The sequence below is a fragment of the Streptomyces sp. NPDC050528 genome, from assembly GCF_044457795.1.
Classification (GTDB): Bacteria; Actinomycetota; Actinomycetes; order Streptomycetales; family Streptomycetaceae; genus Streptomyces.
In genome coordinates, this window is sequence record NZ_JBITHH010000020.1 from 51,548 (window position 1) to 75,024 (window position 23,477).

The window sequence follows — 23,477 nt, forward strand, 5'->3', positions numbered from 1 at the left end:
GCGACCACGCCGCCGTAGCACCATCCGGGCGCGAGGTCGCTCTTTGCGTGCCCGCTTCTCACAGCTCCTTGTCGGGCCAGTCCAGCAGGCGGGCCCCGATGACCGCCGTCTGTAGCGTGTAGCGCTGGCCGGGGTCCGCCGGGTCGGCCCCGGTGAGCTGGTGGATGCGTTCGAGGCGGTACGTCAGCGCGCGCACGCTCAATGAGAGCCGGCGCGCGGACTCCGCCGCCACACAGCCGCTGTCGAAGTATGTCGAGAGGGTGTCCAGCAGCGGGCGCGCACCGCCGCGTGCCCTGGTCAGCGGGCCCAGCGCGTCGAGCACCAGGTCCGCCATCGCCTGCCGGTCGCGGGTGAGCACCGGGTAGACCAGCAGGTCGGCGGCGCGCAGGAGAGGGCCCTCCAGGTTGAGCCGCTCGGCCAGTTCGAGGGTGTTCAGGGCCTCTTCGTAGGACTGGACGATCCCGCCCGCGCCCGGCTGCGGCCGCCCGATCGCCGCGCGGGCACCCTCCGCGGCGGCGTACGCCTGCTTGGCGAAGTGGGCGAGGACCTCGTCCTGGTCGCCGGGCGCGACGCACAGCATCCGGCCGGCCTTCGTGGTGAGCAGGATGCTGCGGTCACCGAAACGGCTGATCATCGCGCGCTCCACCTGACGCGGCACCGGCGCGCTCTCGTCGTACGGCGTCGGGCCCTGGACCACGGCGACCGCGTGCGTGTGGGAGAGGCGCAGGCCGAAGCGCTCGGCGCGTTCCGCGAGCCGGCCCAGATCGCTGCGGCCGTAGAGGAGGTCGTCGATGAACTCCCGCCTGGCCGCCTCCTCTTGGCGTACGGCGAGTCGCTGCGCGCGTTCGTAGCCCTCGGCGAAGGCGTCGACGACCTGTTGGACCGCGGCGAGGGTGCAGTCGGCGGCGCCGGGGGTCTGGGGCCAGGCGGCGCGGGTGGCGGCGAGATGGGCGTTGACCAGGGCGCGCAATTCGTGGCCGGCCTCGGCCGCCTGCTCGCCCAGGGTGCGGCGGGCCGCCAACTCGGCCCGGGTCAGGCGGCGTCCGGTGCCGGCGACCTCCGCCAGGAGCCGCGCATACCCCGCCAGATACTGCTCAGGTATTCCGCGCTCCGACAACTCCGCCCCCGTTTTCCTTGACGCCCTGGTGACGCTTTCTTAGCGCGTCACCGGCATCAAGACCCTAATGAACACTGCCGGGTTCCGGCAATGCGCGGGCGCGCACCCCGCGTGCACCATGGCGCCAGGGGAGCACCGCGGAAGGTTCCGGTGCCGGACACCGGCAGGTGTCCTGCACCGGGGCCGCGATCCGCGCATCCCCCAAGTCTTGACGCGTCGTGTATGCGGATACAGCGGACAGGGAACGGGGGGCCGGGATCATGGGGGCGTTCTTCGCTGCCGCGACCGGTTTTCCCACCGTCGTCTTCACCGCCGCGCTCACCGTGGTCGTCCTGTTCTGGCTGCTCGTCGCGCTGGGCGCGGCCGACGCCCACGGACACGCCCACATGCACCTCAACTCCCGTACACACGGCAACGGTTGGGGGCTCGGCGGGGTCCCGGTGACCCTCGCCTTCTCGCTGTTCACCGCAGTCGGCTGGCTGATCAGCTACTGCGCGAGCGTGCTGTTCGTCCCGTCCGGCCCGGTCGGGGTCCTGGTCGGGGCTCTCGTGCTGATCGCCACGGTGTACGTCTCCTGGCGCGCGACCAAGCTGCTCGTACGACCCCTGCACCGCCTGTTCCCCGACGAACACGGGCCGTCCCGGCTGGACTTCGTCGGGCTGACCTGCACGATCCGCACCGGGCGGGTGGACGCGGGGTTCGGGCAGGCCGAGGTCAGGTCGGCGGACGGCTCGGCCGCGGTGGTCCAAGTCCGGCAGCCGCACGGCGACCTGGCGGCGGGCGCCCTCGGCAGCGGCAGCACCGGACTGCTCTACGCCTACGACGAGACCGGCGAGTTCTTCTGGGTCGCGCCCTACGACAGCGCGCTGGACCCGAGGACCGGACCGGGCCGGCCGGGATAGACCGCCAACTCGCCCTGTCCGTGCGCTCGTTGATCTCCCCGGGCTGATTCCCGCCCGCTCACCACCCTTCGTCGTCTTCGTCGCCCTTCTTATCCCTTGAGGACCCATGTCATGAACGCCATCACCGTGGGCATCGGTGTGTTCGTCGCCGTCGTCCTGCTCATCGCCCTCACCCTGCTTCTGGTGGTCGGCCGGCTCTTCCGGAAGGTGGAGCAGGGGCGGGCGCTGATCGTCTCCAAGACGAAGAAGGTCGACGTCACCTTCACCGGGGCGGTCGTGCTGCCGGTGCTGCACAAGGCCGAGTTCATGGACATCTCGGTGAAGACGATCGAGATCCGGCGCACCGGGCGCGAGGGCCTGATCTGCCAGGACAACATCCGCGCCGACATCCACATCAGCTTCTTCGTGCGGGTCAACAAGACCGTCGAGGACGTCATCAAGGTCGCGCAGGCCATCGGCACCCAGACGGCGAGCGACCCGGCGGCGATCCAGGACTTCTTCGCGGCGAAGTTCTCCGAGGCGCTCAAGACCGTGGGAAAGCAGCTGGACTTCGTCGATCTCTACACCAAGCGTGAGGAGTTCCGGGACCGGATCATCCAGGTCATCGGCACCGACCTCAACGGCTACCACCTCGACGACGCGGCCATCGACTTCCTCGAACAGACGCCGATGACCCAGCTCGACAACCAGAACATCCTGGACGCGCAGGGCATCCGGAAGATCACCGAGCTGACGACGATCGAGCACGTCCGCACCAACGAGTTCCAGCGCACCGAGCAGAAGGAGATCACCCGGCAGAACGTCGACGCCCGGGAGACCATCCTGGAGCTGGAGCGCCGGCAGGCCGAGGCGGAGATCAAGCAGCGCCGTGAGGTGGAGGTCCTGCGGGCGCGCGAGGAGGCCGCCACCGCGAAGGTGCAGGAGGAGGAACGGCTGGGCGCCCAGGCCGCGTTCCTCCGTACCGAGGAGCAACTCGGCGTCCAGCGCGAGAACCAGGCCCGCGAGATCGCCGTCGCGCAGAAGAACCGCGAGCGGGTCATCGCCGTCGAGAACGAGCGCATCGAGAAGGACCGCCTCCTCGAAGTCATCGCCAGGGAACGGGAGACGAGCCTGTCCGGGATCTCCCGCGACAAGGAGGTCGAGGCGGAGCGGCGCGAGGTCGCGGACGTGGTCCGGGAACGGATCGCCGTGGACCGTACGGTCGCCGAGCAGGAGGAGGCCATCAAGAAGCTGCGGGTGGTCGAGGAGGCCGAGCGCACCCGCCAGGCCGTGATCATCGCCGCCGAGGCGGAGGCGCAGGAGAAGCTGGTCAAGGACATCAAGGGCGCCGAGGCCGCGGAGGCAGCCGCCAAGCACCGGGCCGGTGAGCAACTCACCCTCGCCGAGGCCCGGTTGAAGTCCGCCGACCTCGACGCCCGCGCCAAGTTGCGCCTCGCGGAAGGCATCCAGGCGGAGGCGGCGGCTGCCGGACTCGCCGAGGTCCAGGTCCGCGACAAGGAGGCCGAGGTCACCGTGAAGGCCGGCCACGCCGAGGCCGAGGCCACGGGGGCACGGCTGCGCGCGGAGGCGGAAGGCACCGAGGCCCGGCTGCGGGCGGAGGCAGAAGGCACCCGGGCCAAGGCCCTCGCGGAGGCCGAAGGTGCGCAGGCGAAGGTGCTCGCGCAGGCCGAAGGCGTACGGGCCAACGCGCTCGCCGAGGCCACCGGCATCGGCGAGAAGCTCAAGGCCGAGGCGGAGGGCCTCACCGAGAAGGCCGCCGCGATGGCCGCCCTCGACGACGCCTCACGCGGGCACGAGGAGTACCGGCTGCGGTTGCAGGCCGAGAAGGAGATCCGGCTGGCCGGGCTCGACGTACAGCGGCAGGTCGCGGAGGCGCAGGCCACGGTCCTGGCGACCGGGCTGGAGAACGCCGACATCGACATCGTCGGCGGCGACTCGGTCTTCTTCGACCGGCTGATCTCGTCGATCTCCTTCGGCCGGAGCGTCGACGGTTTCGTCTCCAACTCCCAGACGGCACAGGCCTTGGCGCGTCCCTGGCTGGACGGCACGTCGAACATCGCCGACGACCTCGGCCGCGTCCTCGGCTCCGTCTCCACCGCCGACGTCCAGAACCTCACCGTCTCGGCCCTGCTGATGAAGCTGATGACCTCGGACACGGCGAACGCCGGTCGGCTACGGCAACTGCTCGACAAGGCAGGCGAGTTGGGCCTGGCGGACACTCCGCTGGCCGCGCTCAACGGGCACGCGGCGAAGGCCTGACCCCACATACGGTCCGGAACTGCCGCACAGGGGACGGCAGTTCCGGACTCACACCCGACCTTCTTGGCTCCAACTTCCTTACTGATCGCGCCTTCTTGAGAGGGACCCCATGACCACCGGCCTGGACACCGGCACCTACGAGGTCCTGCGCGACCGCCTCGCCGCACAGGCCGCCGAATTCGCCCGCCGCGCGGAGGCGCTCAACGCCCGCCGCACCGAGGAGTTCGGCTCCACCCGCCTGGAACTCACCGGCACGGAACGCCTCGACACCGAGCACCCGGCCACACCGCGCGACCTCGTCGCCGTAGGAGACACCCTCCTCTTCGGCCGCCAGGTCTCTCACGGCGTCACCCGCGAGACGACGGTGGCCGACGTCCTTGCCCTGCACGACCGCCACGACCTGCGCCGACTGCCCGAGGGCGCCGTACCCGGACTCCTCGACGACCTGGACTTCGTGCGGGAGTTCACTGCCCTGCACCGGTACTTCCGCCAGGCCAGCCTCCTCCAACTCCGTTGTCTCGACGGCAAGTTGCTCGCCGTCTTCCGCACCGGCGAGAAGGCCGACGACATCCGGGTCCTGCGCTGGGCACTCGCGGACGACGGCCGCTCGGCGACCTTCCTGGACGCGCACGGCGAACGCGACCACGTCTTCCCGCCGCCGTACGACTTCGTCTGGACGGCGACGACCCGCGAGGACCTCGTCCCCGGCCGGCACCCGCATGTGCGGATCCAGGACGGGCTGTACGTCGACACGGTGGGCGGGACGCTCACGGTCAAGGTGGAGGACAACACCGAGACGGGGGAGGGGATTTACTCCGAGCCGGTGGACGAGCCGTTGCAGTCGGCGGCCGACGCGGAGATCGGGTATGCGCGGGTGGGGGCGCTGGTTCTGCTGTGTGTCCGGCCCTACAAGGAGGAGAACCGCCGGTACCTGGTCTTCAACACGCTCACGAAGTCCGTCGTACGGCTCGACGGGATCGGGCTGTCGTGTCAGCGGCTGCCCGAGGAGCAGGGGATCGTGTTCCCGGGCGGGTACTGCCTGGCCACGGGGGTGTGGAAGACCTTCGAAGCGGACACCAGCAGGCTGGAGTTGGAGCGGGTGGTGCGTTCGCCCAACGGTGAGGACGTGCTGTTCGCGTACCGGGCGCGGGTTCCGGGGCGGAGCCTGCTGCTGCCGTACAACATGATCCGCAAGGAGGTCGCCAACCCGCTGTCCTGTCAGGGGTGGGGGCTTTTCGGGGATGGCACCCTGATGGTGCTGCGTGCTGGTGTTGAGGGGGAGGCGGCTCGCGTTCATCCCTTGCGGGTGTGGCGTACCCCGTACGTCTCGGACACGTATGCCGCCGCTCAACTCGTCGGGTCCGGGCCGCTGTTCAGGGTGGGGAACGCCGATCTCGTGCGGGGGATCTCCGACTGTCTGTCCCTCGCGGGTGCGGTGGCCGGGATGGAACCCACGGCGGAGGTGTACGAGGCGTTGGTCTCCGCGTGTGTCCGGGCGGAGGACTCGTACCACTGGCTCGGGGACGCCGAACTCGGTGATCTGGCCAGCTCGTTGGAGGACGTTCGCGTCACGGCGGAGCAGGTCCTGGCCGAGTTCGAGACGGTCCGGACGCTCACCGGGCAAGCCGCTGATGCCCTCAGCGAAGCCGCCGACCGGCTCACCGGGCTTGTGCGGCGGTTGCGGGGGGAGGTGCCTCGGGACGCGGCCGGGTGGGTCGATGGGTTGAGTGAACTCCGGCGTGCGCAGGGGCACTTGTTGACCTTGAAGGAGATGCGGTACGCGGACACCGCGCGGATTGAGGCGCTGGCGGGGGAGGCGGAGGCGGAGCTCGGGGCGTTCGGGCAGCGGGCGGTCGCGTTTCTGGGGCGGGAGGACGCGTTCGCCGGGCACCACGAGGTGATCGGCGGGCTGGTCGCGGAGGCGGGGGAGCTGGCCACGGTCGCGCAGGCGGCACCGGTGAGCGCCCGGCTCGACGAACTCACCGACGGGCTGCGGACGGTGACCGAGGTCATCGCCGGGCTGGACATCGGTGACGCCACGGTTCGTACGTCGATTTTGGAGCGGATCGGCGAGGTGCTGGGCGGGGTCAACCGGGCCAGGGCCACGCTGGAAGCCCGGCGCCGGGAACTCCAAGACCGGGAGGGCCGGGCGGAGTTCGCGGCCGAGTTCGCGCTGCTGGGCCAGGCGGTGACCGGCGCGCTCGCGGACGCGGCGACACCGGAAGCGTGTGACACCCAACTCGCCCGGTTGCTGGTGCAGTTGGAGAACCTGGAAGCGCGCTTCACGGACTTCGACGACTTCCTTGCCGAACTGACCGGCAAACGCACCGAGATCTACGAGACCTTCGCCGCCCGCAGGCAGACACTGGCCGACGAACGGGCGCGCAGGGCCGAGCAGTTGGCGGTCTCGGCGGTCCGGGTCCTGGAGACGGTGGTGCGGCGGGCGGCCACGCTCGCCGACGGTGACGCGGTCAGTGCGTACTTCGCCTCCGACCCGATGGTGACGAAGATCCGCCGCACGATCGGCCAACTCCGGGACCTGGGCGACCAGGTGAGGGCGGAGGAGCTGACCGGCAGGCTGGCGGCGGCCCGTGAGGAGGCGGTCCGTGCCCTGCGCGACCGCACCGACCTCTACATGGACGGCGGCCGGACCCTGCGCCTGGGCCGCCACCGCTTCGCCGTGAACACGGAGCCTCTTGATCTCACCCTGGTCCCGTCGGGCGACGGCCTCGCCTTCGCGCTCACCGGCACGGACTACCGAATCCCCGTCAGGGACCCGGAGTTCGCGGCCACCCGCGCGTTCTGGGACCGCCCGCTGTCCTCCGAATCACCGTGGGTCTACCGCGCCGAACACCTCGCAGCCCGCCTACTCGACGAGCACGGCGCCCAGGCCCTCGCCCAGGAGACCGACCTCGCCGCCCTGGTCACCCGGGCCGCGCAGGAGTCGTACGACGAAGGCTACGAACGTGGCGTGCACGACCACGACGCGACCGCGATTCTCGCCGCCGTGCTCCGCCGGTACGAGGGCGCGGGTCTGCTGCGGCACGAACCGGGCGCCCGGGCAAGGGCGTTGCTGTTCTGGACGCACAGCACGAGCCCGGAGGAGCGGGCCGGCTGGACCCGCCGGGCGCGGTCGCTCGCGCGGGCCCGTGACACCTTCGGACCGACCCCGGCCGTCGCCGACTTCCTCGCGGAGCTGGCGGAGAAGACGGGCGAGTCCGCCGCCGCGTACCTCTTCGACGAACTGACCACCGGTCCCGAAGGCTTCGTGATCAGCGCAGCCGTCCGCACACTCCTCGACAAGTTCCGCCGCGCGGTGGGGAGTTCGGCCTACGACGACGATGTGCTCGCCGTCGGTGATCTGGTCGCCCGCCGTCAGCTGGTGGAGGCGTGGCTGACCGCGTACACGACGGCGTCCGGCACCGAGGTCGACCCGGGGGACCTCGCGGAAGCGGTGGCCGCCGAACTCTGCCCGGACGCACCGCGGTACGAGTCGGACGCGCGGCTGGAGGAGACGGTCGGGGGACTGCTGGGCACGCATCCGCGGATCGAAGCGGGGTCGTTGTCGCTCCGGGTCGATGAATTCCTCGCCAGGACAAGGGAGTTCAGGGCGACGGACGTGCCCGGCCATCGCGCGTACCAGCGTCGCCGTACGGCCTTGGTCGCGGCGGAGCGGGCCCGGTTGCGGCTCGACGAGTACCGGCCGCGCGTGTTGTCGTCCTTCGTGCGGGGGCGGCTCGTCGACGAGGTGTATCTCCCGTTGGTCGGCGACAACTTGGCGCGGCAGATCGGTACGGCGGGGGAGGGGCGGCGGGCCGATGCGGGGGGCTTGCTGCTGCTCATCTCGCCGCCGGGGTACGGCAAGACGACGCTCATGGAATACGTCGCCGAGCGGCTCGGGCTGGTGCTGGTCAAGGTCAGCGGGCCCGCGCTCGGGCACGGGGTCACCTCTCTCGACCCGGCCGAGGCGCCGAACGCGACCGCCCGGCAGGAGGTGGAGAAGGTCAACTTCGCGCTCGCGGCCGGCAACAACGTGCTGCTCCACCTCGACGACATCCAGCACGCCTCGCCCGAACTCCTGGAGAAATTCATCCCGTTGTGCGATGCGACGCGGCGGGTGGAGGGCGTGTGGGAGGGCGTACCGCGTACATACGACCTACGGGGGAAACGGTTCGCCGTCTGCATGACCGGTAACCCCTACACCGAGTCGGGCGGGCGGTTCCGGGTGCCCGACATGCTGGCCAACCGTGCCGACGTCTGGAACCTCGGCGATGTCCTGACCGGCAAGGAGGCGGTGTTCGCGCTGAGCTTCCTGGAGAACGCGCTGACCTCCAACCCGGTGCTCGCCCCGCTGGCCGGCCGCGACCGCGACGACCTGGACCTGCTGATCCGGCTGGCGAAGGGCGACGCGACCGCTCACGCCGACCGGCTGTCCTACGCCTGCGAACCCGCCGAACTCGGCCGTGTCGTCGCGGTGTTGGGGCATCTCATCACCGCCCGCGACACCGTGCTCGCGGTCAACTCCGCGTACATGGCGTCGGCGGCGACGGCGGACGCGGCCCGCACGGAACCGGCGTTCCGGCTTCAGGGGTCGTACCGCACCATGAACCGCATCGCCCAGCGCATCGAGCCGGTGATGAACTCCCTTGAGCTGGCTGCCGTGTTGGACGACCACTACACCGCCGAGGCGCAGACGCTGGGGGCGGGGGCCGAGGCGAACCTGCTGAAGCTGGGAGAGCTGCGGGGCACGTTGACGGGCGAACAGGTGCTGCGCTGGGGGGAGTTGAAGGCGGCGTACGTACGGACGCGAGGCATGGATGAGGGTGACCCCTTGAGCCACGCGGTGGCGGCTCTCGGGGTGCTGGCCGAGCGGGTCCGAGCGGTGGAGTCGGCGATCACACGGGCGTCGGCTACAACTGAAGGAGCCGTTGGGTGAGTTCGCGGTACTGCCGCAGTGCGTTGCGGAATTCCTCGGACTCGGACGGGGACTCGGGGTCCTGGTCCGCCCAGGCCGCGCGGAGGAGGTCCCGGCGGGCCGCGAGGGCGGTCACAAGCTGCGCGGTGGCCTCGTCGTAGGCGCCCTCCGCCTCCTCCAGGGCATCGCGCGGGGTGTCCGCGAAGGTGTTGAGCGCGTGCCGCAGCTTCTGCAGGACCTTGTCCCGTTCGCTCGACGGGAGCAGCGGCTCCGGGCCCGGGGTCCGGCGTTCGGAGGGGACCCGGTTCTGACCTGCGGGTTGTTGGGCGCGTGTCTGGTCGTACATCATCGGGAGTCGCTTCCGTCCCGCCCGAAGGCGTTTTTGGGATCGTCCGTGCACCGGCCACTGCCCTGCGCCGTGCTGCCAGTCAACGTGCGGCGACGGTTCGTGTCAACGCGGCGGTCACGCGCTCCGGGCCACCGCGTTCCGGCGCGGGCCGGAGTACCGTGGAAGGACCGAGGCCTTCGCGCGCCGATGTCCCGCTCCGGCGCCGTGTCCTCGCGTTTCCCTTCACAGGGGCAGCCCGTGACCCCGGCCGCGCCATCCGCAGCGAGGCCGAGGAGTCCCGGTATGTCGATCATCTCCACCCCGTCCACTCCATCCACGACGGGGATCCCGGCGGGCACCGACCCGCCACTCCCGCCGCCCCCCGCACCCCAGCCCTACGACGGCACCTCCCCCTTCCCGCCGGACGAGGGCCCGGCGCCCGTGCGCGGCAGCGGGGACCGGATCTACGTCGGGGTCACGGCGGCGATCGTCGTCCTGCCGTTCGTGGGGCTCGGCCTGGCCGGCTGGCTGCTGTGGGGGCGGCTGATCCACCCCGTCGACATCGTGCTCGCGGCCGTCCTCTACACGGTGACCGGCCTCGGCGTCACGGTCGGCTTCCACCGGGGGCTCACGCACGGCTCGTACCGTGCGATCCGGCCCGTGCGCATCGCGCTCGCGGTGGCCGGTTCGATGAGTTTCCAGGGCGATGTCATCGGCTGGGTCGCCACCCACCGCCGCCACCACGCCTTCACCGACCGCCCGGGCGACCCGCACTCGCCGTACCGCTACGGCACGCATCTGCGCGGCCAGTTGCACGGGTTGTTCGACGCGCACGTCGGCTGGCTGTTCCGCAACGAGCAGTCGCCGCCCGAGCGTTACGCCCCCGACCTCGTCGCCGACCCCGACATCCGGGCCGTCTCCCGCGCCTTCCCGTGGCTGTGCCTGGTCACCCTCGCGCTGCCGTTCGGGCTCGGCTGGGCGATCGGCGGCAGCTGGCTGTACGGCGTAACGGGCTTGCTGTGGGCGGGACTTGTGCGCATCGCGCTGCTCCACCACGTCACCTGGAGCGTCAACTCGCTCTGCCACATGATCGGTGACCGCCCCTTCCGCACCCGGCGCCACGACCGCGCCACCAACCTCTGGCCGCTGGCCCTGCTCTCCTTCGGCGAGAGCTGGCACAACCTCCACCACGCCGACCCCACCAGCGCCCGGCACGGCGTCGACCGCGGCCAGATCGACCCGTCGGCCGCCGTCATCCGCCTGATGGAGCGCGCCGGTTGGGTCCACGACGTGCGCTGGCCGTCCGTGGACCGGGTCGCCGCCCGTCGCGCGTGACGCGGGCTACGAGGGCTGCGGCGGCGGGATGATCCGGGTGTCGAAGTCGCCCTCGATGATCTGCGCCGCGAGGTCCGACAGGCGCAGATGGCGGGAGCGGGCGTAGGACCGGAAGGCGGTGAAGGCGTCGTCGACGGACGTGTTCCAGCGCTCCGCCAGCACGCCCTTGACCTGCTCGACGAGGATGCGGCTGGTCAGCGCGGTCTGCAACTGGCTGTTCTCGACGTGCGACTGCTCCAGCGTGCGCTGCTGGAGTACGGCGATGGTGGCCACGTCGGCGAGGGCCTGGGCGAGCGCGATGTCGTCGTCGCCCAGGCGGTGCGGGGTGGTCTGGAAGAGGTTGAGCGCGCCGACGACCCGGTTGCGCAGCCGGAGCGGTATGGCGTGCGTGGTCACGTACCCGGTCTCGCGGGCCTGCGCCGCGAAGCGCGGCCAGGCCGCCGTCGCCTCGGCCCGGGTCAGGTCGATGTTGGTGCGGGGGGCACCGGTGCGGTAGCACTCGACGCACGGGCCCTGGTCGTGCTGGAGCGCGAGGAGTTCCAGCAGCCGGGTGTGCTCGTCCGAGGCGGCGATGATCTGCAGTTCGCCGTGCGCGTCCGCGAGGAGGATGCCGGCCGCCGACACGTCGAGCAGCTCGACGCAGCGGGCCGACAGCCGGTGCAGCAGGTCGATGACGTCGAAGTCCTCGACCAGGGAGTCCGCGACCTCCACGAAGATCTCGGCCAGACGTCGTTCGCGGGCCATGGCGATCATCCCTTTCCAGTGTCGGGCGAATACGGCCCGCTCTTATCGTCGTCCCATTCGTCGTCCCCATCGCCCCCGAAACGGAGCCGACGGGCGACCACGTCCTCCGCGACCTCGCCGAGGGGGCGTTCACTGCCGTAGGCGTGGGCCCGCAGGCGCAGCAGCGCCTCCTGGATGGGCACGCCCAGCTGGACACTGATCATCCCGGTGGCCTGGTGCACGACGGGGCGGTTGAGCCCGGTCGGCCAGTCCGGCATCGCGTCCGGGCCGGGGGTGATGCCGTTCACCTGCCCGTTCCCGTTCAGGAACGCGCCGGTCAGCGCGGCCGTGAGGGCGGTGGCGTCGGCGTACTGCTGCTCGCTGATCCGTCTGTCCCCGGCGCACAGCACGGTCAGGACGCCGACCCGGATCGCGCCGATGCCCAGCGGGAACCCGCACACGCCTTGGACGCCGAGGTCACGCGCGGCCGGCAGCAGCACGGGCCAGCGCTCGGGTCGCACCCGGTCCAGGTCCGGCTCCAGCACCGGCGCACCGGTGCTGACCGCCTCCGGGCCCGGGCCCTCGCCCAGCGTGAACTGGAGCTCCTCGAAACGGGCGCTCAGCTCGGGATGGCACCACAACGGCTCGGCCGTACGGTCGGCGCCGACCAGCAGCGACAGGGCGACGCCCTCGGCACCCAGCGCCCGGGCGCAGGCCTGAGCGGGATCACCGCCCTCACCGAGGCGCAGCGACCGCAGAACTTCGGCCATGCCGTCGCTGATCACCGTGCTCCGTTCCGCGGCCGCCGGGACACTTCGAGACGAAGGGCCGACCGGCGTCTGCCGTACCTTACGTGGCCCGGCGCGCCGGCGCGCGGTCGGCGGGCACACCGTCGCAGGCGTCCCGCACACTCGCGTACCGCGGAAACCGCCCCACCAGACCGGCGGCCCGGAACACGAGCAACGGTCCCGGCCGGGAGTGCACGACGCGCAGCCACCCGAGCCGCTCACGACACTCCTCCCAGGCCGCGTTCAACGGGTCCAGAACACGGCCGTCCATGAAGGTCACGTCGAGCAGATCGACGACGACGAAGAGCCGCCCCGAGCCGTGCCGGGCTTCCTTGAGCTCCTGCGCGAAGGCGGGCACGGTCGTCAGATCGAGCTCACCGCGGGCCCGGACCACGCGCGGTTCGTCTGGTCGCTCGTCTGGTTCGTCGAACGGATCAGGATGCGGACCCATGTGCCCCATCTCCCCTGTAAGAGACTGGCTTTCGCCGTCGTGCGCAGGGCCTCTGTTGCGCGGAACGAGACTGCACGGACTGCACGGAGAGGGCCGGGGTCCTGGGCTGCCGTAGGACGAGCGTACTGCCGGGAAGGGATATGCCGGGAGCCGTTTCCAGCTAATGAGTGCCGATTTCGGCCTGGTGGTTGTGTCAGTCGCCCTGATGCGGTACCCACTCGCTGTCGTCCAGCGAATACCCGTACTTCGGACGCCCGCTCATCCCGCTGGTCCGGAACGGCTTCCCCTGGTCGTCGATCCGCAGCACCCCGTGCCGGGTGCCGCTGGTCCACGCCAGCTCCAGATACCAGCGCACATCGTGGGAGGCCGCGGCGGCCGTGATGTACAGGACTTCCGGATCGCTCTCACTCACCTTGTACGGCAACCCGGTCTGCCCGGCCTTCGGCGTGGCCACCGGCCGCGTCGCGTCCAGCCCGACGTCGAAGGAGTGCGTGGGCACCCCGCCGCCGCAACCGACCCCGATATACCCCATGGCATACGCGTTCCAGGCGACCGGCGACCCGCTCTGCACGACCCGCACGTTCAGCGACTGGAGTACGACGGTCTCCTGCCCGGTGCCCTGAACAGTGAGCTCAAGGTACTGACTGTCCGCGGAGACCGCCCCCAGCGCGCTCACCCAGCTCGGGGCGTCCTGCTCGGTGGGCGGCGGGGGAACCTTCGCCGCGTCCTCGTCGACCAGGTAGGTCTGACTGCAGGGGCTTTCCCAGGCGTACGGGCGTGAGGTGACGGTCAGCGGCACGGCGGCCGAGGCCGCGCCGGCGCCGCCGGACTTGTCACTCGGGGTGGCGGACGCGCCGGTCTTCGCGGCGGCGGACGTGGAGGGGTTCGCGCTGGTGGAGGGCGAGGTGGAGGAAGAGGGGGAGGAGGTCGCCTTCGACTTCGCCGACGGGGAGGGGGAGGAGCCGCCGTTTCCGGTGGAGGTCACGGAGCCGGCTTCTTGTTTCCGGTCGCCGTTGTCGTCGCCGCCGGACACGAGCCGGGGGACGAGCGCGGTGGCGGCGACGACCACGGCTACGGCGGCGGCGGTGAGGAGGGTGGTGCGGCGACGGGGGCGATTGCCGTTGCGGGGGCGGGGGGTGGGGGTGGGGTGGCTTGTTTCTGGGTGGGGCTCCGGCTCCGGCTCCGACTCCGGGTGCGGGGCTTGCAGTTGTGCGGGGGTGCTCGTGCCCGGCTCCGGGGTTGCCGCAGTCGATGAGGTCGCCGCCGGGGTTGGCGGAGTTGCCGTAGCGGCCGGGATTGCCGCTGTGGCTGCCCCTGCCCCTGCGGCGGCCTTCCGCTCCCGTTGGCGTGCCCCGTCGGCCAGGATCCATCGGCGGTGGGCTTCGACGAGCTCGTCCGGGGTCGCCTTGCAGAGGCGGGCGAAGCGCTCCACGGGGGCGTACTCCGTGGGTACGGCATCGCCGTTGCAGTAGCGGTGCAACGTCGACGTACTCATGTGCAGCCGCTTCGCGAGCACGCCGTAGCTCAGCCCCGAACGGTCCTTGAGCTCCCGTATCAGCGCCGCGAAATCGGCGGTCTCCTCAGGCCCTGCCACCCTGCCCCCATTCCAGTCGAGCGTTCCAGGGGGTCACTGTTCCCCCAGGTAAGAGCCGGTGCGAACGTTCCAGGTTCCCGTAGATCCCGGCTGTCGTAGCGGGTGGGACGGAAAGCGGCACAAGCTGCGGTCATCAAAGCACGCCGCCCGCCGACCGGTTGGGCGCCGGCGACTTCCCTCCTTCCGAAAGGCACAACAGCCATGTCCGCGTTCACGGCCCGTCCCCGTACCCGCCTCTTCGCCGCCGCGACCGTCGCACTCGCCGCGCTCTCACTCACCGCCTGCAACGACAAGCTGGGAGTACAAGACGAGGGCGCAGCCACACCGACCTCTTCCACGGTGGGGACGTCGGCGCCGACGGGGACGAAGGGGGGCGGCTCCACCGGTTCCAACGGCTCGACGGGGTCCACCGGTTCCAGCGGGTCTACGTCGGGCGGCTCGTCGTCGGGCAACTCCTCGACCGGGGGCAGCGCGGGTTCGGGCGGCGGCAAGACGAGCGGGGGCTCGGGTTCGGGCTCCGCGGGTTCGAGTTCGGGTTCGGGCTCGGACACCTCCACCAGCAGGGTCCCGTGCAACGGCGCCAACACCAAGGTGACCGCCCAGACGGTGTCCCGCCCCATCAACCACATGCTGCTCACCGTCACCAACACAGGTTCCAAGACCTGCGACCTCTACTACTACCCGGCCGTCAACTTCGACGACGCCCAGTCCGTACCGCCGGTCATGAAGGACTCCCAGCCCCAGGCGGTGACCACCCTCGCCCCGGGCGAATCCGGCTACGCCGGCGTGGCCCTCTCCGGCGGCGACAACGGCACCGGCACCAACGGCCGCACCGCCAAGTCCCTCTCCGTCTACTTCTTCGACCGCAACAACAACAGCATCAGCCCGGCGGCAACTCCGGCTCTGCCGGCGAAGGGGGTCTACGTGGACGACTCGCTGAAGGTGACGTACTGGGTTTCGGATGCGCAGGATGCGTTGACTTACTGAGGGGGGCGGGGCGGGGGACGCCGAGGGGCGGTACTGGGATCAACACCGCCCCTCCCTGGGTCGCCGGCGACGCAGGCGAGAGGTTGCGTCCCTCCGTTGTCAGTGCCGACTTCTAAAGTCCCGGTATGGCGACATTCCGGTCCAGCTTCTCGCTCAGGCTCATGGTCGAAGAAGCGCGAAAACTCACCGAGCACGTCGGCGTGCACGAACGGATCGACACGGTGCTGCACATCATGGGCGACGGCTTCGGCGGGACGTACGGCAAGGGAAGACCACTGGTGGACGCCCTGGAGGACGTGGCCCAACAGTGCCTGCTCCACGAGGAGTTCGAGCTGGCCCAGCGCTTCCAGAGGTTCGCCGGCTACGCGGACGGCAGACTCTTCCTCGACACCATCGAGAACTACTACGACGCTGAGGCGCGCCGGCGGAGCGAGAAGTTCATGCGGCGCATGGCCGCGCTGGGCGCCGATCGAGCAGTGGACACCCTGGAGGCACTGCGCGCCGAGAACCCCGACGCGAGCGTCACCGACTGCCTTGCTCTCTTCCGCGGTATAGCCCGGTCCACCGACCATCTGGGCATCGGAGACGGCGAGGGCGGAATCCGACTGTCCGTCAAATATCTCAAGCGCCTCCAGGAGTTTGGGCACATGGAGCTGGTCTTGCGGGATCTGCCCCGGCCGGCCTCCGTCGAGACGGCTCGGATGATGAGCGAGTTCCTGGAGGACGCGGACGCTGGAACGCTGGCCCAACTGCTGGAACTACGGGCCAGACGGGCGGGCCTCGCCTCCCTGCGCGTCGCGGTGGACAGTCCCGAGAGCTCCGAGGCCGCCCTCCACACGTGCCTGAAGAACCAGGAGTGGATTTTCGGTGGCGCCTTCGTGGCCGAGCTGGCTCGCCGCCAGTACGCCCCGGACACGATTCTCGACATCCCACTGCTGCGAGGGGACGGCTCCCTGCACGTGGTCGAACTCAAGCGCGCCAACATCGAGAAACTGGTGATCCGCCCCAGCGGCCAACTCATGCTGGGCGCCCCGGTTCACCGTGCGGTGTCGCAGACGCAGAACTACCTACGGACATTGGACGAGGGCCGTGAAACCATCCTCGCGCGATACGGGGTCGACACACGGAGAGCCTCCGCCACTGTCGTGATCGGGCATCCGCGGTACGTGAGCGACGGGGTCACACCCCAACAGGTCACGGACACGCTGCGGACCTACAACGCGCACATGGCACGCATAGAAGTGATCACCTACGAGACCCTGTTGGAGTCCGCGGAGCGGATGCTGGCACTCTCGTCGGCCGAACAGACCTCCGGCCAGGTTGAGGGGCCCACGGCATGAGCGACGACTCTCCCGCGATCGAGCAACTCCTGTCGAAGCTCTGCGGCGCGTCCATCACCGACAAGGACTACGTCGGCTACTTCATGAACGAGCACGGCGAGGAACTCGTCTTCGCCCAGCGCCGGGGTGACAGGACCGCTCGACTCTGGCACAGCGACATGGACTGGGAGATGGTCCGGGTCGGTGACCATTCGATACGGCTCGACGGAGCCGTGGAGGGCATGATCACCGTGGCCGACCTGATCATCGACCGCCCCGAGGCGACCTGGCTGTCCTCTTGCCTGGCAGCGTCCCGTCATCTACGGCCGGGACGACCCTGAGGGGTTGACCGGTCCGGGTTCGCAGCAGACCAGCCCGGGCAGAGGATCCCGACGCGACCGGCCCCTGGTTCAGAAACCAACTGCCGCAACAACTCCTCTGCCTCGGCCATGGCGCTGGCGAGGTAGAGGACGACTCCGCCCCTGACGCCGGTGAGGAGTGCGAGCTGCCGGTCATTCAAGGGAGACCATCGGTGTATGTCGCTGGTCGTACCGTCTGTAATCAATAGCTCTGGCGCACCGGGCAGCATGACGGCGGGCTGACGTTAAGCGACGTTTTCCTCTTGCACTACGTCAGCGATCTGCTGCGCGATCTCCTCGATGGAGTAGTCGCTGGTACTCATCGCCACTTTGTCGGCCAGGGAGGGGCTGTAGTGCCGGACGTCTTCGGCACTCAGGTTGTGCCAGATCGGCAGGAGCGACTGCTCTCCGGCCACGTTGCGAGTGACGAGTCCGTCGAGTTCGTGGTTGGTCCAACCCTTGGCGAAGAAGGGAGCTGAGAGCACGACGATGCCGAACCGGCTCGCCCTGATGCCTTCATCGATCTTGCGCCGTAGGCTGTGGCCGATCCGCATCTGGGCTTCGTCGAGCCAGACAGTCACGCCCAGCGTGGTGAGTGCGTCTCGAAGGGGGCGGGCAACAGTTCCCTTGTCCTCGGACGCGTGGGAGATGAAGACGTCCCAGGTCTGGCCGCCAAGCACGTCGCCGGCAGGTTCCTCCGGTTCATGGACCGCGACGGAGCGGGCCGGACTGCCCTGCTGGTCGCGGGCCGGAGGCAAGAAACCTCGCGGAGGCGGCTGGACTTGAACAGACGCAGTGATACGGCCGGCATGGCCGCCGAGATCGATGGCCACGACCCACTGTCCGTTACTGGGGATGGTGATCTGGTGAGGCGAGCGAGTGACGCGACCGCCCAGGTACCGGTAGCTCTTCCCCGACTTGTATTTGCTGTACTCGCTGCGCGTCATCACCTGGACGTTGGCCTGGTTGCGCAGGGTGACGGTGACTGTGGAACCTCTCTTGAGGTTGCCGAGGTCCTTGTACAGGTAGTCCACGGGTGCTCCTGGAGATGTGCGGCCAAGCACCTCTCAGAGCAAGGACTGCCACTGACAATCGGAGGGCGACGATGCCTGAAGCGAGGTGGGAGCACACGTCGGCTGGACGCTCACTCTGCCCTGGCACCAGTCCTTCTTGGAGGTACTGGTGAGAGCCGTGTGGGAGCCGATCCCCGAGTCCGGCTCCCACACTGAGCCCGCAAAGCAAATCAGGCCCGGAGCTGATCTCTCAGCTCCGGGCCTAACCTGGTGTCTAGCTGTCGGGGTGGCGGGATTTGAACCCACGACCTCTTCGTCCCGAACGAAGCGCGCTGCCAAGCTGCGCTACACCCCGATGTCGCCACTCATCTTGCCAGTGTTGCTGCTCATCGCGGCGACGTCGTTTACTTTAGCCCACCGGTGGCTGGAGACGAAATCCGGTTTTGGCGCGGTGGCGGATCGGGTTGGGGCGGGCGTGGTCGAGGGCCACGAGGAGGACGGAAAGGGCGTAGAAGGCGAGGCCGAGGAGGAGGGCGTTGCCCAGGACGCTCTTGTAGCCGTGGTGCTCGACGTCCAGGAAGGAGTAGAGGTAGCGGCCCGGTGTGCCGGGGAGGATCAACTCGCCCCGGCCCAGTGAGACCGCCAGGTACGTCATCGGGTACAGCAGCCACGTCGCCGCCATCCGCAGATGCAGCCGGCCGGGGGCGGTCAGGAACAGCCAGTCGATCACCGCCGCGATGGGCATCACCGTGTGGAGGACCTGGTTCGTCACCGCCTGCCAGCCGCTGACGGTTCCGCCCGTCATCGCGAACGGGCTCGACGCGTGCGCCAGGATCAGGTGGTACACCAGGCCGGTGATCGTGATGTAGAGGAGTGCCGCGCCCGTGACCAAGGGGGAGAGGGGGCGGCGGGCCGTCCAGGCTCGGCGGGCCGTGGCGATCATGACCAGGGCCAGCAGGATGTTGCTCTGGATCGTGAAGTAGGTCAGCACCCTGATCGGGCTGCCGAGGAACAGGTCGACGGTCACCGCCGCTGCCGCCACCAACGCGACCAGCAGTCGGTACACCGCCGTGAGCGGGCGACGGTACGGGGCCACCACCGCGGTGGCGGGAACGGGTGAGGCGAACAGCGCGGGCATGCCGGGTACCGCGGGGAGGTCCGGGATGTCCCTGGGTATCGGGGCGGTCATGCCCTCACGCTAGGCAGCGGGGACGAATCGGGCGATACGGGTGGGCTGGATGAGCTACCCCGGCCGTACCGGGCACCGGGCAGCCCTACCCCCTACCCCCAGCCCCCGGCACTTCCCAGCCCCAGCCTCCCGGGCACCCCGGCAGCCCCATTCCCGCCCACCGCCCCGGCAGCCCCACTCCCGCCCCTGCGCCCGTCCCCGCCGGAACCCTCAACTTCCCCCCCCCGCTACTCCTGCGCCCCCACCTACCCCCGACTACCTACTCCCGCCCCACCAACGTCAACAACGTCGCCTCCGGCGGACAAGCAAACCGCACCGGCGTATACCGATTGGTCCCGCACCCCGCCGACACATGCAGATACGACGTCCGCCCCTCCGCTGTATGCCGGGACAGCCCCTTCACCCGGTCCGTGTCCAGGTCGCAGTTCGTGACCAGCGCGCCGTAGAACGGAATGCACAGCTGGCCACCATGCGTGTGGCCGCCCAGGATCAGGGGATAGCCGTCCGCCGTGAACGAGTCCAGGACCCGGAGGTACGGCGCGTGGACCACGCCCATCGAGAAGTCGGCGTCGTCCGACGGGCCGCCGGCCACGCGTGCGTAGCGGTCGCGTTTGATGTGGGGGTCGTCCAGGCCGGTCAACTCCACCGACACGCCCTCGAACTTGAGCGTCCCCCGCGTGTTCGTCAGGTTCAGCCAGCCCGCCGCGTCGAAACCGTCCCGCAGGTCCTCCCACGGATTGTGGATCGCGCCGGTGGCGGGCGGGTTGCCGTTCAGGCCGTGGCGGCCGGCGCTCTTCTCCAGCAAGTACCGGGCGGGGTTGCGGAGTTTGGGGCCGTAGTAGTCGTTCGAGCCGAAGACGTACGCCCCCGGGAAGTCCATCAGCGGGCCGAGCGCGTCCAGGACCTCCGGGACGCCCTCCGGGTCGGAGAGGTTGTCGCCGGTGTTGATCACGAAGTCGGGGCGCAGGCCCGCGAGCGAGCGCAGCCAGCGCTGCTTCTTGCGCTGGCCGCCGACCATGTGGATGTCGGAGACCTGGAGGACTCTCAGCGGGCGCATGCCGGCCGGCAGCACGGGGACCGTCACCCGGCGCAGCCGGAAGGAGCGGACCTCGAAGCCCGCCGCGTAGACCAGACCGGCGGCACCGGCCGCCGCAATTCCCAGAGGTACTCCGTATCGCGCGCGCATACAGCCATCGTGTCAGACCCCACTGACACCCCGTCCGCCACGGCCACTTAAGCGGCCACCGGGCGGCCCCTTAAAACCCGGCCCCTTAAATCCGCGGGCGGCCGGACTCGCGTACCTGCGAGAATCAAACCCATGACCACCACGCTCAAGTCGAAGCTGCAGGAAGACCTCAACGCCGCGATCAAGGCGCACGACAAGCTGCGCTCCTCGACGCTCCGGCTGACGCTCTCCGCGATCACCAATCAGGAGGTCGCCGGCAAGGAGAAGCGCGAGCTCTCCGACGACGAGGTCCTCAAGGTGATCACCAAGGAGGCGAAGAAGCGCCGCGAGGCCGCGGACGCCTTCGCGCAGGGCGGTCGTCCCGAGCAGGCCGCGCAGGAGAAGGCGGAGGGCGAGATCCTCGCCGAGTACCTGCCCAAGCAGCTCGGCGACGAGGAACTGACCGCGATCGTCGCCCAGGCCGTCGAGGAGGCCAAGGCGGCCGGTGCCGAGGGCCCGCGCGCGATGGGCGCCGTCATGAAGATCGTGAACCCGAAGGTCGCCGGCCTGGCCGACGGCGGCCGCGTCGCCGCCGCGGTGAAGAAGCTCCTCGCCGGCTGAACCGACCACCCGGAGCACCGCATTTCTCTACGACGACGGGGGCGCCCCTTTTTACAAGGGGCGCCCCCGTCGTCGTAGACGAAGAAGAAGCGGAAGAACCGCCTACAGCCGGGGAGTTATCCCCTGTTGCCGCCGTTCCCGTTGCCGTTGTTGCCGCCGTTGCCGGTGCCCTGGATGAAGCCGTCCGGGAGGGAGAACGTCGGGGTGGGGGTGGTGCCGCCGTCGGTCGTGCCGGTGGTGCCGCCGTCGGTGGTCAGGCCGCCGTTGTCGTTGCCGCCGTTGTTGTTCCCGCCGTTGTCACCGTTCTTGCCGCCGTCGTTGCCCTTGTCCTTCTTGACGGGGTCGGGGATGTTGACGAGCTGGAAGTTCTCGACCTGCTTGCCCTCCAGGGCGCCGGTCATGGCGTCCTTCCAGATCGGGCCGGGCGTGTCGGCGCCGTAGACCTCGTCGTGCCAGACGCCGCCGATGCGGATGCTGGTCATCTCGACGTTCTGCTTGGGGCTGCCGACCCAGACCGCGCCGGCCAGGTTCGGGGTGTAGCCGACGAACCAGGCGTTCTTGCGGGAGTCCGTCGTACCCGTCTTACCGGCGCTCTCGCGGTCGGTGAGGCCGGCCTCCTGGCCGGTGCCGGAGTCGACCACGCCGCGCAGCACGGTGTTGATGGTGTCGGCGGTCTTCTTGCTCATCGCGCGTGTGCAGGTCGACTTGGGGACGGCGAGTGACTTCTGCTCGTTGCCCACCTTCTGGGTGATGGACTCGATGGCGATCGGGGTGCAGTACGTGCCCTCGTTGGCGAAGGCCGCGTACGCGGTGGCCATCGTCAGCGGCGAGAGGCCCTTGGAACCGAGCGCGATGGCCGGGACCTCGGGGATCTTGTCGCCGTTGCCCTGCACGACCCCGAGCTTGTTGGTCATGCTCACCACGGGGCACAGACCGATGTCGGAGATCATCTGCACGAAGTAGGTGTTGACCGACTTGGCCATCGCCTCCTTCAGCGCGTACGGACCCTTCTCCGACTCGCTCTCGTTCTCCACCGTCGCGCCGCCCGTGTTGACCCAGTTCTTGCCGCTGCAGGTCGAGACGGGGCTCGGGTAGTCCATCGAGTACGGCGCCGGGTACTGCTGGGTGGCCGGCAGGCCCTGCTCCAGCGCGGCGGCGGCGACGAACGGCTTGAACGTCGAACCGGTCGGGAAGCCGAAGTTCGAGCCGCCCATGTCGGCGTTGACCGAGTAGTTGTACTCCGTCTCGTTCTTGCCGTAGCCGTACGGCCTCGACTGGCCCATGCCGAGGATCTTGCCGGTGCCGGGTTCGACGAGGGTGGCCGCGGCGGCGACCGAGTCCGACTTGTAGATGTGGTCCTTGAGCGAGGCCTGCACCGAGTCCTGCGCCTGCGGGTCCAGCGTCGTACGGATCGTCAGGCCGCCCTGGTTCCAGATCTTCGCCCGGGCTTCCTTGGTCTTGCCGAAGACCGGGTCGCTCAGGAAGACGTTCTCGACGTACTTGCAGAAGAAGCTGGCGCCCTTGACGGCGGTGATGCAGCCGTTCTTCGGCTGGCTGACCTTGAGGCCGAGGTCGGTCTGCTCGGCCTTGAGGGCGTCCGCCTTGGAGATGTCGCCGACCTCGGCCATGCGGGCCAGCACGGTGTTGCGCCGCTTCTTGGCCTCGGCCTCGTCGTTGATCGGGTCGTAGCGCGTGGGCGACTGGACGATGCCCGCGAGGAGTGCCGACTGCTGGAGGTTCAGGTCCTTGGCGTGCTTGGAGAAGTAGCGCTCGGACGCGGCCTCGACGCCGTAGGCCTGCTCTCCGAAGAAGGTGATGTTGAGGTAGTTCTCCAGGATCTTCTTCTTGCCGAGCTTCTCTTCGATCTGGATCGCGTACTTCAGCTCCTTGACCTTGCGGCCGAGGGTCTGCTGAGTGGCCTGGGCGACCTTCGTCGGGTCGTCACCGGCCTCCTCGACGAAGTAGTTCTTCACCAGCTGCTGGGTGAGGGTCGAGGCGCCCTGGGAGACCCCGCCGCTCTGCGCGTTCTTGTTGAGGGCGCGCAGGACGCCCTTCAGGTCGATCGCGCCGTGCTGGTAGAAGCGCGAGTCCTCGATCGCGACGATCGCCTTCTGCATGTACGGCGAGATGTCCTTGAGCTCCACCACCGTGCGGTCACGGGAGTAGACCGAGGCGATCTGGTTGCCCTTGCTGTCCAGGATCGTGGTGCGCTGGCTCAGCTGAGGGCTCTTCAGGCTGTCCGGGATGTCGTCGAATCCCTGGACCGAGCCCTTCGCCGCGAGTCCCAGCGCGCCGGCCGCGGGCATCGCGATTCCGGCCATGACGGCACCGGCGAGCACACTGACACCGAGGAACTTGGCGGCCTGCTGCATGGGAGACAGGCCACCACCCGAGCGCTTTTTTGGCATGGGG

Annotated in this window: 18 protein-coding genes and 1 tRNA gene; 8 read left to right on the forward strand and 11 right to left on the reverse strand. The window is 69.6% G+C overall.

The window, feature by feature from the left end; genetic code table 11:
• Positions 1 to 58: 58 nt before the first annotated feature.
• Positions 59 to 1,117 carry a PucR family transcriptional regulator gene (locus ACIBK4_RS46315; protein ID WP_399005486.1) on the reverse strand — a complete coding sequence of 353 codons (1,059 nt, stop codon included), beginning with the start codon at positions 1,115 to 1,117 and terminating at the stop codon, positions 59 to 61.
• Between the two features lie 260 nt (positions 1,118 to 1,377).
• Between ACIBK4_RS46315 and ACIBK4_RS46320 the strand changes: the two genes are divergently transcribed.
• The 3 genes from ACIBK4_RS46320 (at position 1,378) to ACIBK4_RS46330 (ending at position 9,214) form a co-directional block, all read left to right on the forward strand.
• On the forward strand, positions 1,378 to 2,019 hold the full coding sequence (locus tag ACIBK4_RS46320; protein WP_399005488.1) for a hypothetical protein: 642 nt from the start codon (positions 1,378 to 1,380) through the stop codon (positions 2,017 to 2,019).
• Between the two features lie 111 nt (positions 2,020 to 2,130).
• A complete protein-coding gene (locus ACIBK4_RS46325) occupies positions 2,131 to 4,278 on the forward strand; it encodes a flotillin family protein (RefSeq protein ID WP_399005490.1) in 2,148 nt (715 codons plus the stop codon).
• 109 nt (positions 4,279 to 4,387) lie between these two features.
• Positions 4,388 to 9,214: a DNA repair ATPase gene (locus tag ACIBK4_RS46330; protein ID WP_399005492.1), complete on the forward strand. Its 4,827-nt coding sequence runs from the start codon at positions 4,388 to 4,390 to the stop codon at positions 9,212 to 9,214.
• On the opposite strand, the gene ACIBK4_RS46335 is transcribed toward ACIBK4_RS46330, so the two are convergent.
• On the reverse strand, positions 9,189 to 9,542 hold the full coding sequence (locus ACIBK4_RS46335; protein ID WP_399005494.1) for a hypothetical protein: 354 nt from the start codon (positions 9,540 to 9,542) through the stop codon (positions 9,189 to 9,191). The two genes, ACIBK4_RS46330 and ACIBK4_RS46335, sit on opposite strands and share 26 nt — an antisense overlap.
• Positions 9,543 to 9,833: 291 nt before the next feature.
• Here ACIBK4_RS46335 and ACIBK4_RS46340 point away from each other — a divergent pair, with 291 nt between their 5' ends.
• Complete coding sequence (locus ACIBK4_RS46340; protein ID WP_399005695.1) at positions 9,834 to 10,856, forward strand: acyl-CoA desaturase; 1,023 nt, start codon at positions 9,834 to 9,836, stop codon at positions 10,854 to 10,856.
• Positions 10,857 to 10,862: 6 nt separating this feature from the next.
• On the opposite strand, the gene ACIBK4_RS46345 is transcribed toward ACIBK4_RS46340, so the two are convergent.
• From ACIBK4_RS46345 to ACIBK4_RS46360, 4 genes are all read right to left on the reverse strand, one after another.
• The gene (locus tag ACIBK4_RS46345; RefSeq protein ID WP_399005496.1) at positions 10,863 to 11,609 is read right to left on the reverse strand and encodes a GAF domain-containing protein; all 747 of its coding nucleotides are present in this window, start codon (positions 11,607 to 11,609) and stop codon (positions 10,863 to 10,865) included.
• Positions 11,606 to 12,349 carry an ANTAR domain-containing protein gene (locus tag ACIBK4_RS46350; RefSeq protein WP_399005498.1) on the reverse strand — a complete coding sequence of 248 codons (744 nt, stop codon included), beginning with the start codon at positions 12,347 to 12,349 and terminating at the stop codon, positions 11,606 to 11,608. Before ACIBK4_RS46350 ends, ACIBK4_RS46345 begins: the two co-directional genes overlap by 4 nt.
• 79 nt (positions 12,350 to 12,428) lie before the next feature.
• Positions 12,429 to 12,818 carry an STAS domain-containing protein gene (locus ACIBK4_RS46355; protein WP_399005500.1) on the reverse strand — a complete coding sequence of 130 codons (390 nt, stop codon included), beginning with the start codon at positions 12,816 to 12,818 and terminating at the stop codon, positions 12,429 to 12,431.
• 193 nt (positions 12,819 to 13,011) lie between these two features.
• Entirely contained in the window at positions 13,012 to 14,412 is a 1,401-nt protein-coding gene (locus tag ACIBK4_RS46360) for a helix-turn-helix domain-containing protein (protein ID WP_399005502.1), read from the reverse strand.
• A gap of 201 nt (positions 14,413 to 14,613) precedes the next feature.
• Between ACIBK4_RS46360 and ACIBK4_RS46365 the strand changes: the two genes are divergently transcribed.
• The 3 genes from ACIBK4_RS46365 to ACIBK4_RS46375 all read left to right on the forward strand — a co-directional run bounded on the left by ACIBK4_RS46365 (position 14,614) and on the right by ACIBK4_RS46375 (position 17,059).
• The gene (locus ACIBK4_RS46365) at positions 14,614 to 15,399 is read left to right on the forward strand and encodes a DUF4232 domain-containing protein (protein WP_399005505.1); all 786 of its coding nucleotides are present in this window, start codon (positions 14,614 to 14,616) and stop codon (positions 15,397 to 15,399) included.
• Between the two features lie 125 nt (positions 15,400 to 15,524).
• The gene (locus ACIBK4_RS46370) at positions 15,525 to 16,739 is read left to right on the forward strand and encodes a Shedu anti-phage system protein SduA domain-containing protein (protein ID WP_399005507.1); all 1,215 of its coding nucleotides are present in this window, start codon (positions 15,525 to 15,527) and stop codon (positions 16,737 to 16,739) included.
• On the forward strand, positions 16,736 to 17,059 hold the full coding sequence (locus tag ACIBK4_RS46375; protein WP_399005509.1) for a hypothetical protein: 324 nt from the start codon (positions 16,736 to 16,738) through the stop codon (positions 17,057 to 17,059). The genes ACIBK4_RS46370 and ACIBK4_RS46375 overlap by 4 nt, the downstream gene beginning before the upstream one ends.
• A gap of 263 nt (positions 17,060 to 17,322) precedes the next feature.
• Here the strand turns inward: ACIBK4_RS46375 and ACIBK4_RS46380 are convergent, their stop codons facing one another.
• From ACIBK4_RS46380 to ACIBK4_RS46395, 4 genes are all read right to left on the reverse strand, one after another.
• Positions 17,323 to 18,111: a DUF1883 domain-containing protein gene (locus tag ACIBK4_RS46380; protein WP_399005511.1), complete on the reverse strand. Its 789-nt coding sequence runs from the start codon at positions 18,109 to 18,111 to the stop codon at positions 17,323 to 17,325.
• A 260-nt stretch (positions 18,112 to 18,371) separates the two neighbouring features.
• Positions 18,372 to 18,445: transfer RNA gene (locus ACIBK4_RS46385), tRNA-Pro, on the reverse strand.
• Between the two features lie 54 nt (positions 18,446 to 18,499).
• Complete coding sequence (locus ACIBK4_RS46390) at positions 18,500 to 19,279, reverse strand: Pr6Pr family membrane protein (protein ID WP_399005513.1); 780 nt, start codon at positions 19,277 to 19,279, stop codon at positions 18,500 to 18,502.
• Between the two features lie 259 nt (positions 19,280 to 19,538).
• A complete protein-coding gene (locus ACIBK4_RS46395; RefSeq protein WP_399005515.1) occupies positions 19,539 to 20,465 on the reverse strand; it encodes a metallophosphoesterase in 927 nt (308 codons plus the stop codon).
• A gap of 132 nt (positions 20,466 to 20,597) precedes the next feature.
• On the opposite strand from ACIBK4_RS46395, the gene ACIBK4_RS46400 reads away from it, so the two are divergent.
• Entirely contained in the window at positions 20,598 to 21,065 is a 468-nt protein-coding gene (locus ACIBK4_RS46400) for a GatB/YqeY domain-containing protein (protein WP_399005517.1), read from the forward strand.
• Between the two features lie 116 nt (positions 21,066 to 21,181).
• Here ACIBK4_RS46400 and ACIBK4_RS46405 read toward each other — a convergent pair whose 3' ends face one another.
• Entirely contained in the window at positions 21,182 to 23,473 is a 2,292-nt protein-coding gene (locus tag ACIBK4_RS46405) for a transglycosylase domain-containing protein (protein WP_399005519.1), read from the reverse strand.
• Positions 23,474 to 23,477: the final 4 nt, after the last annotated feature.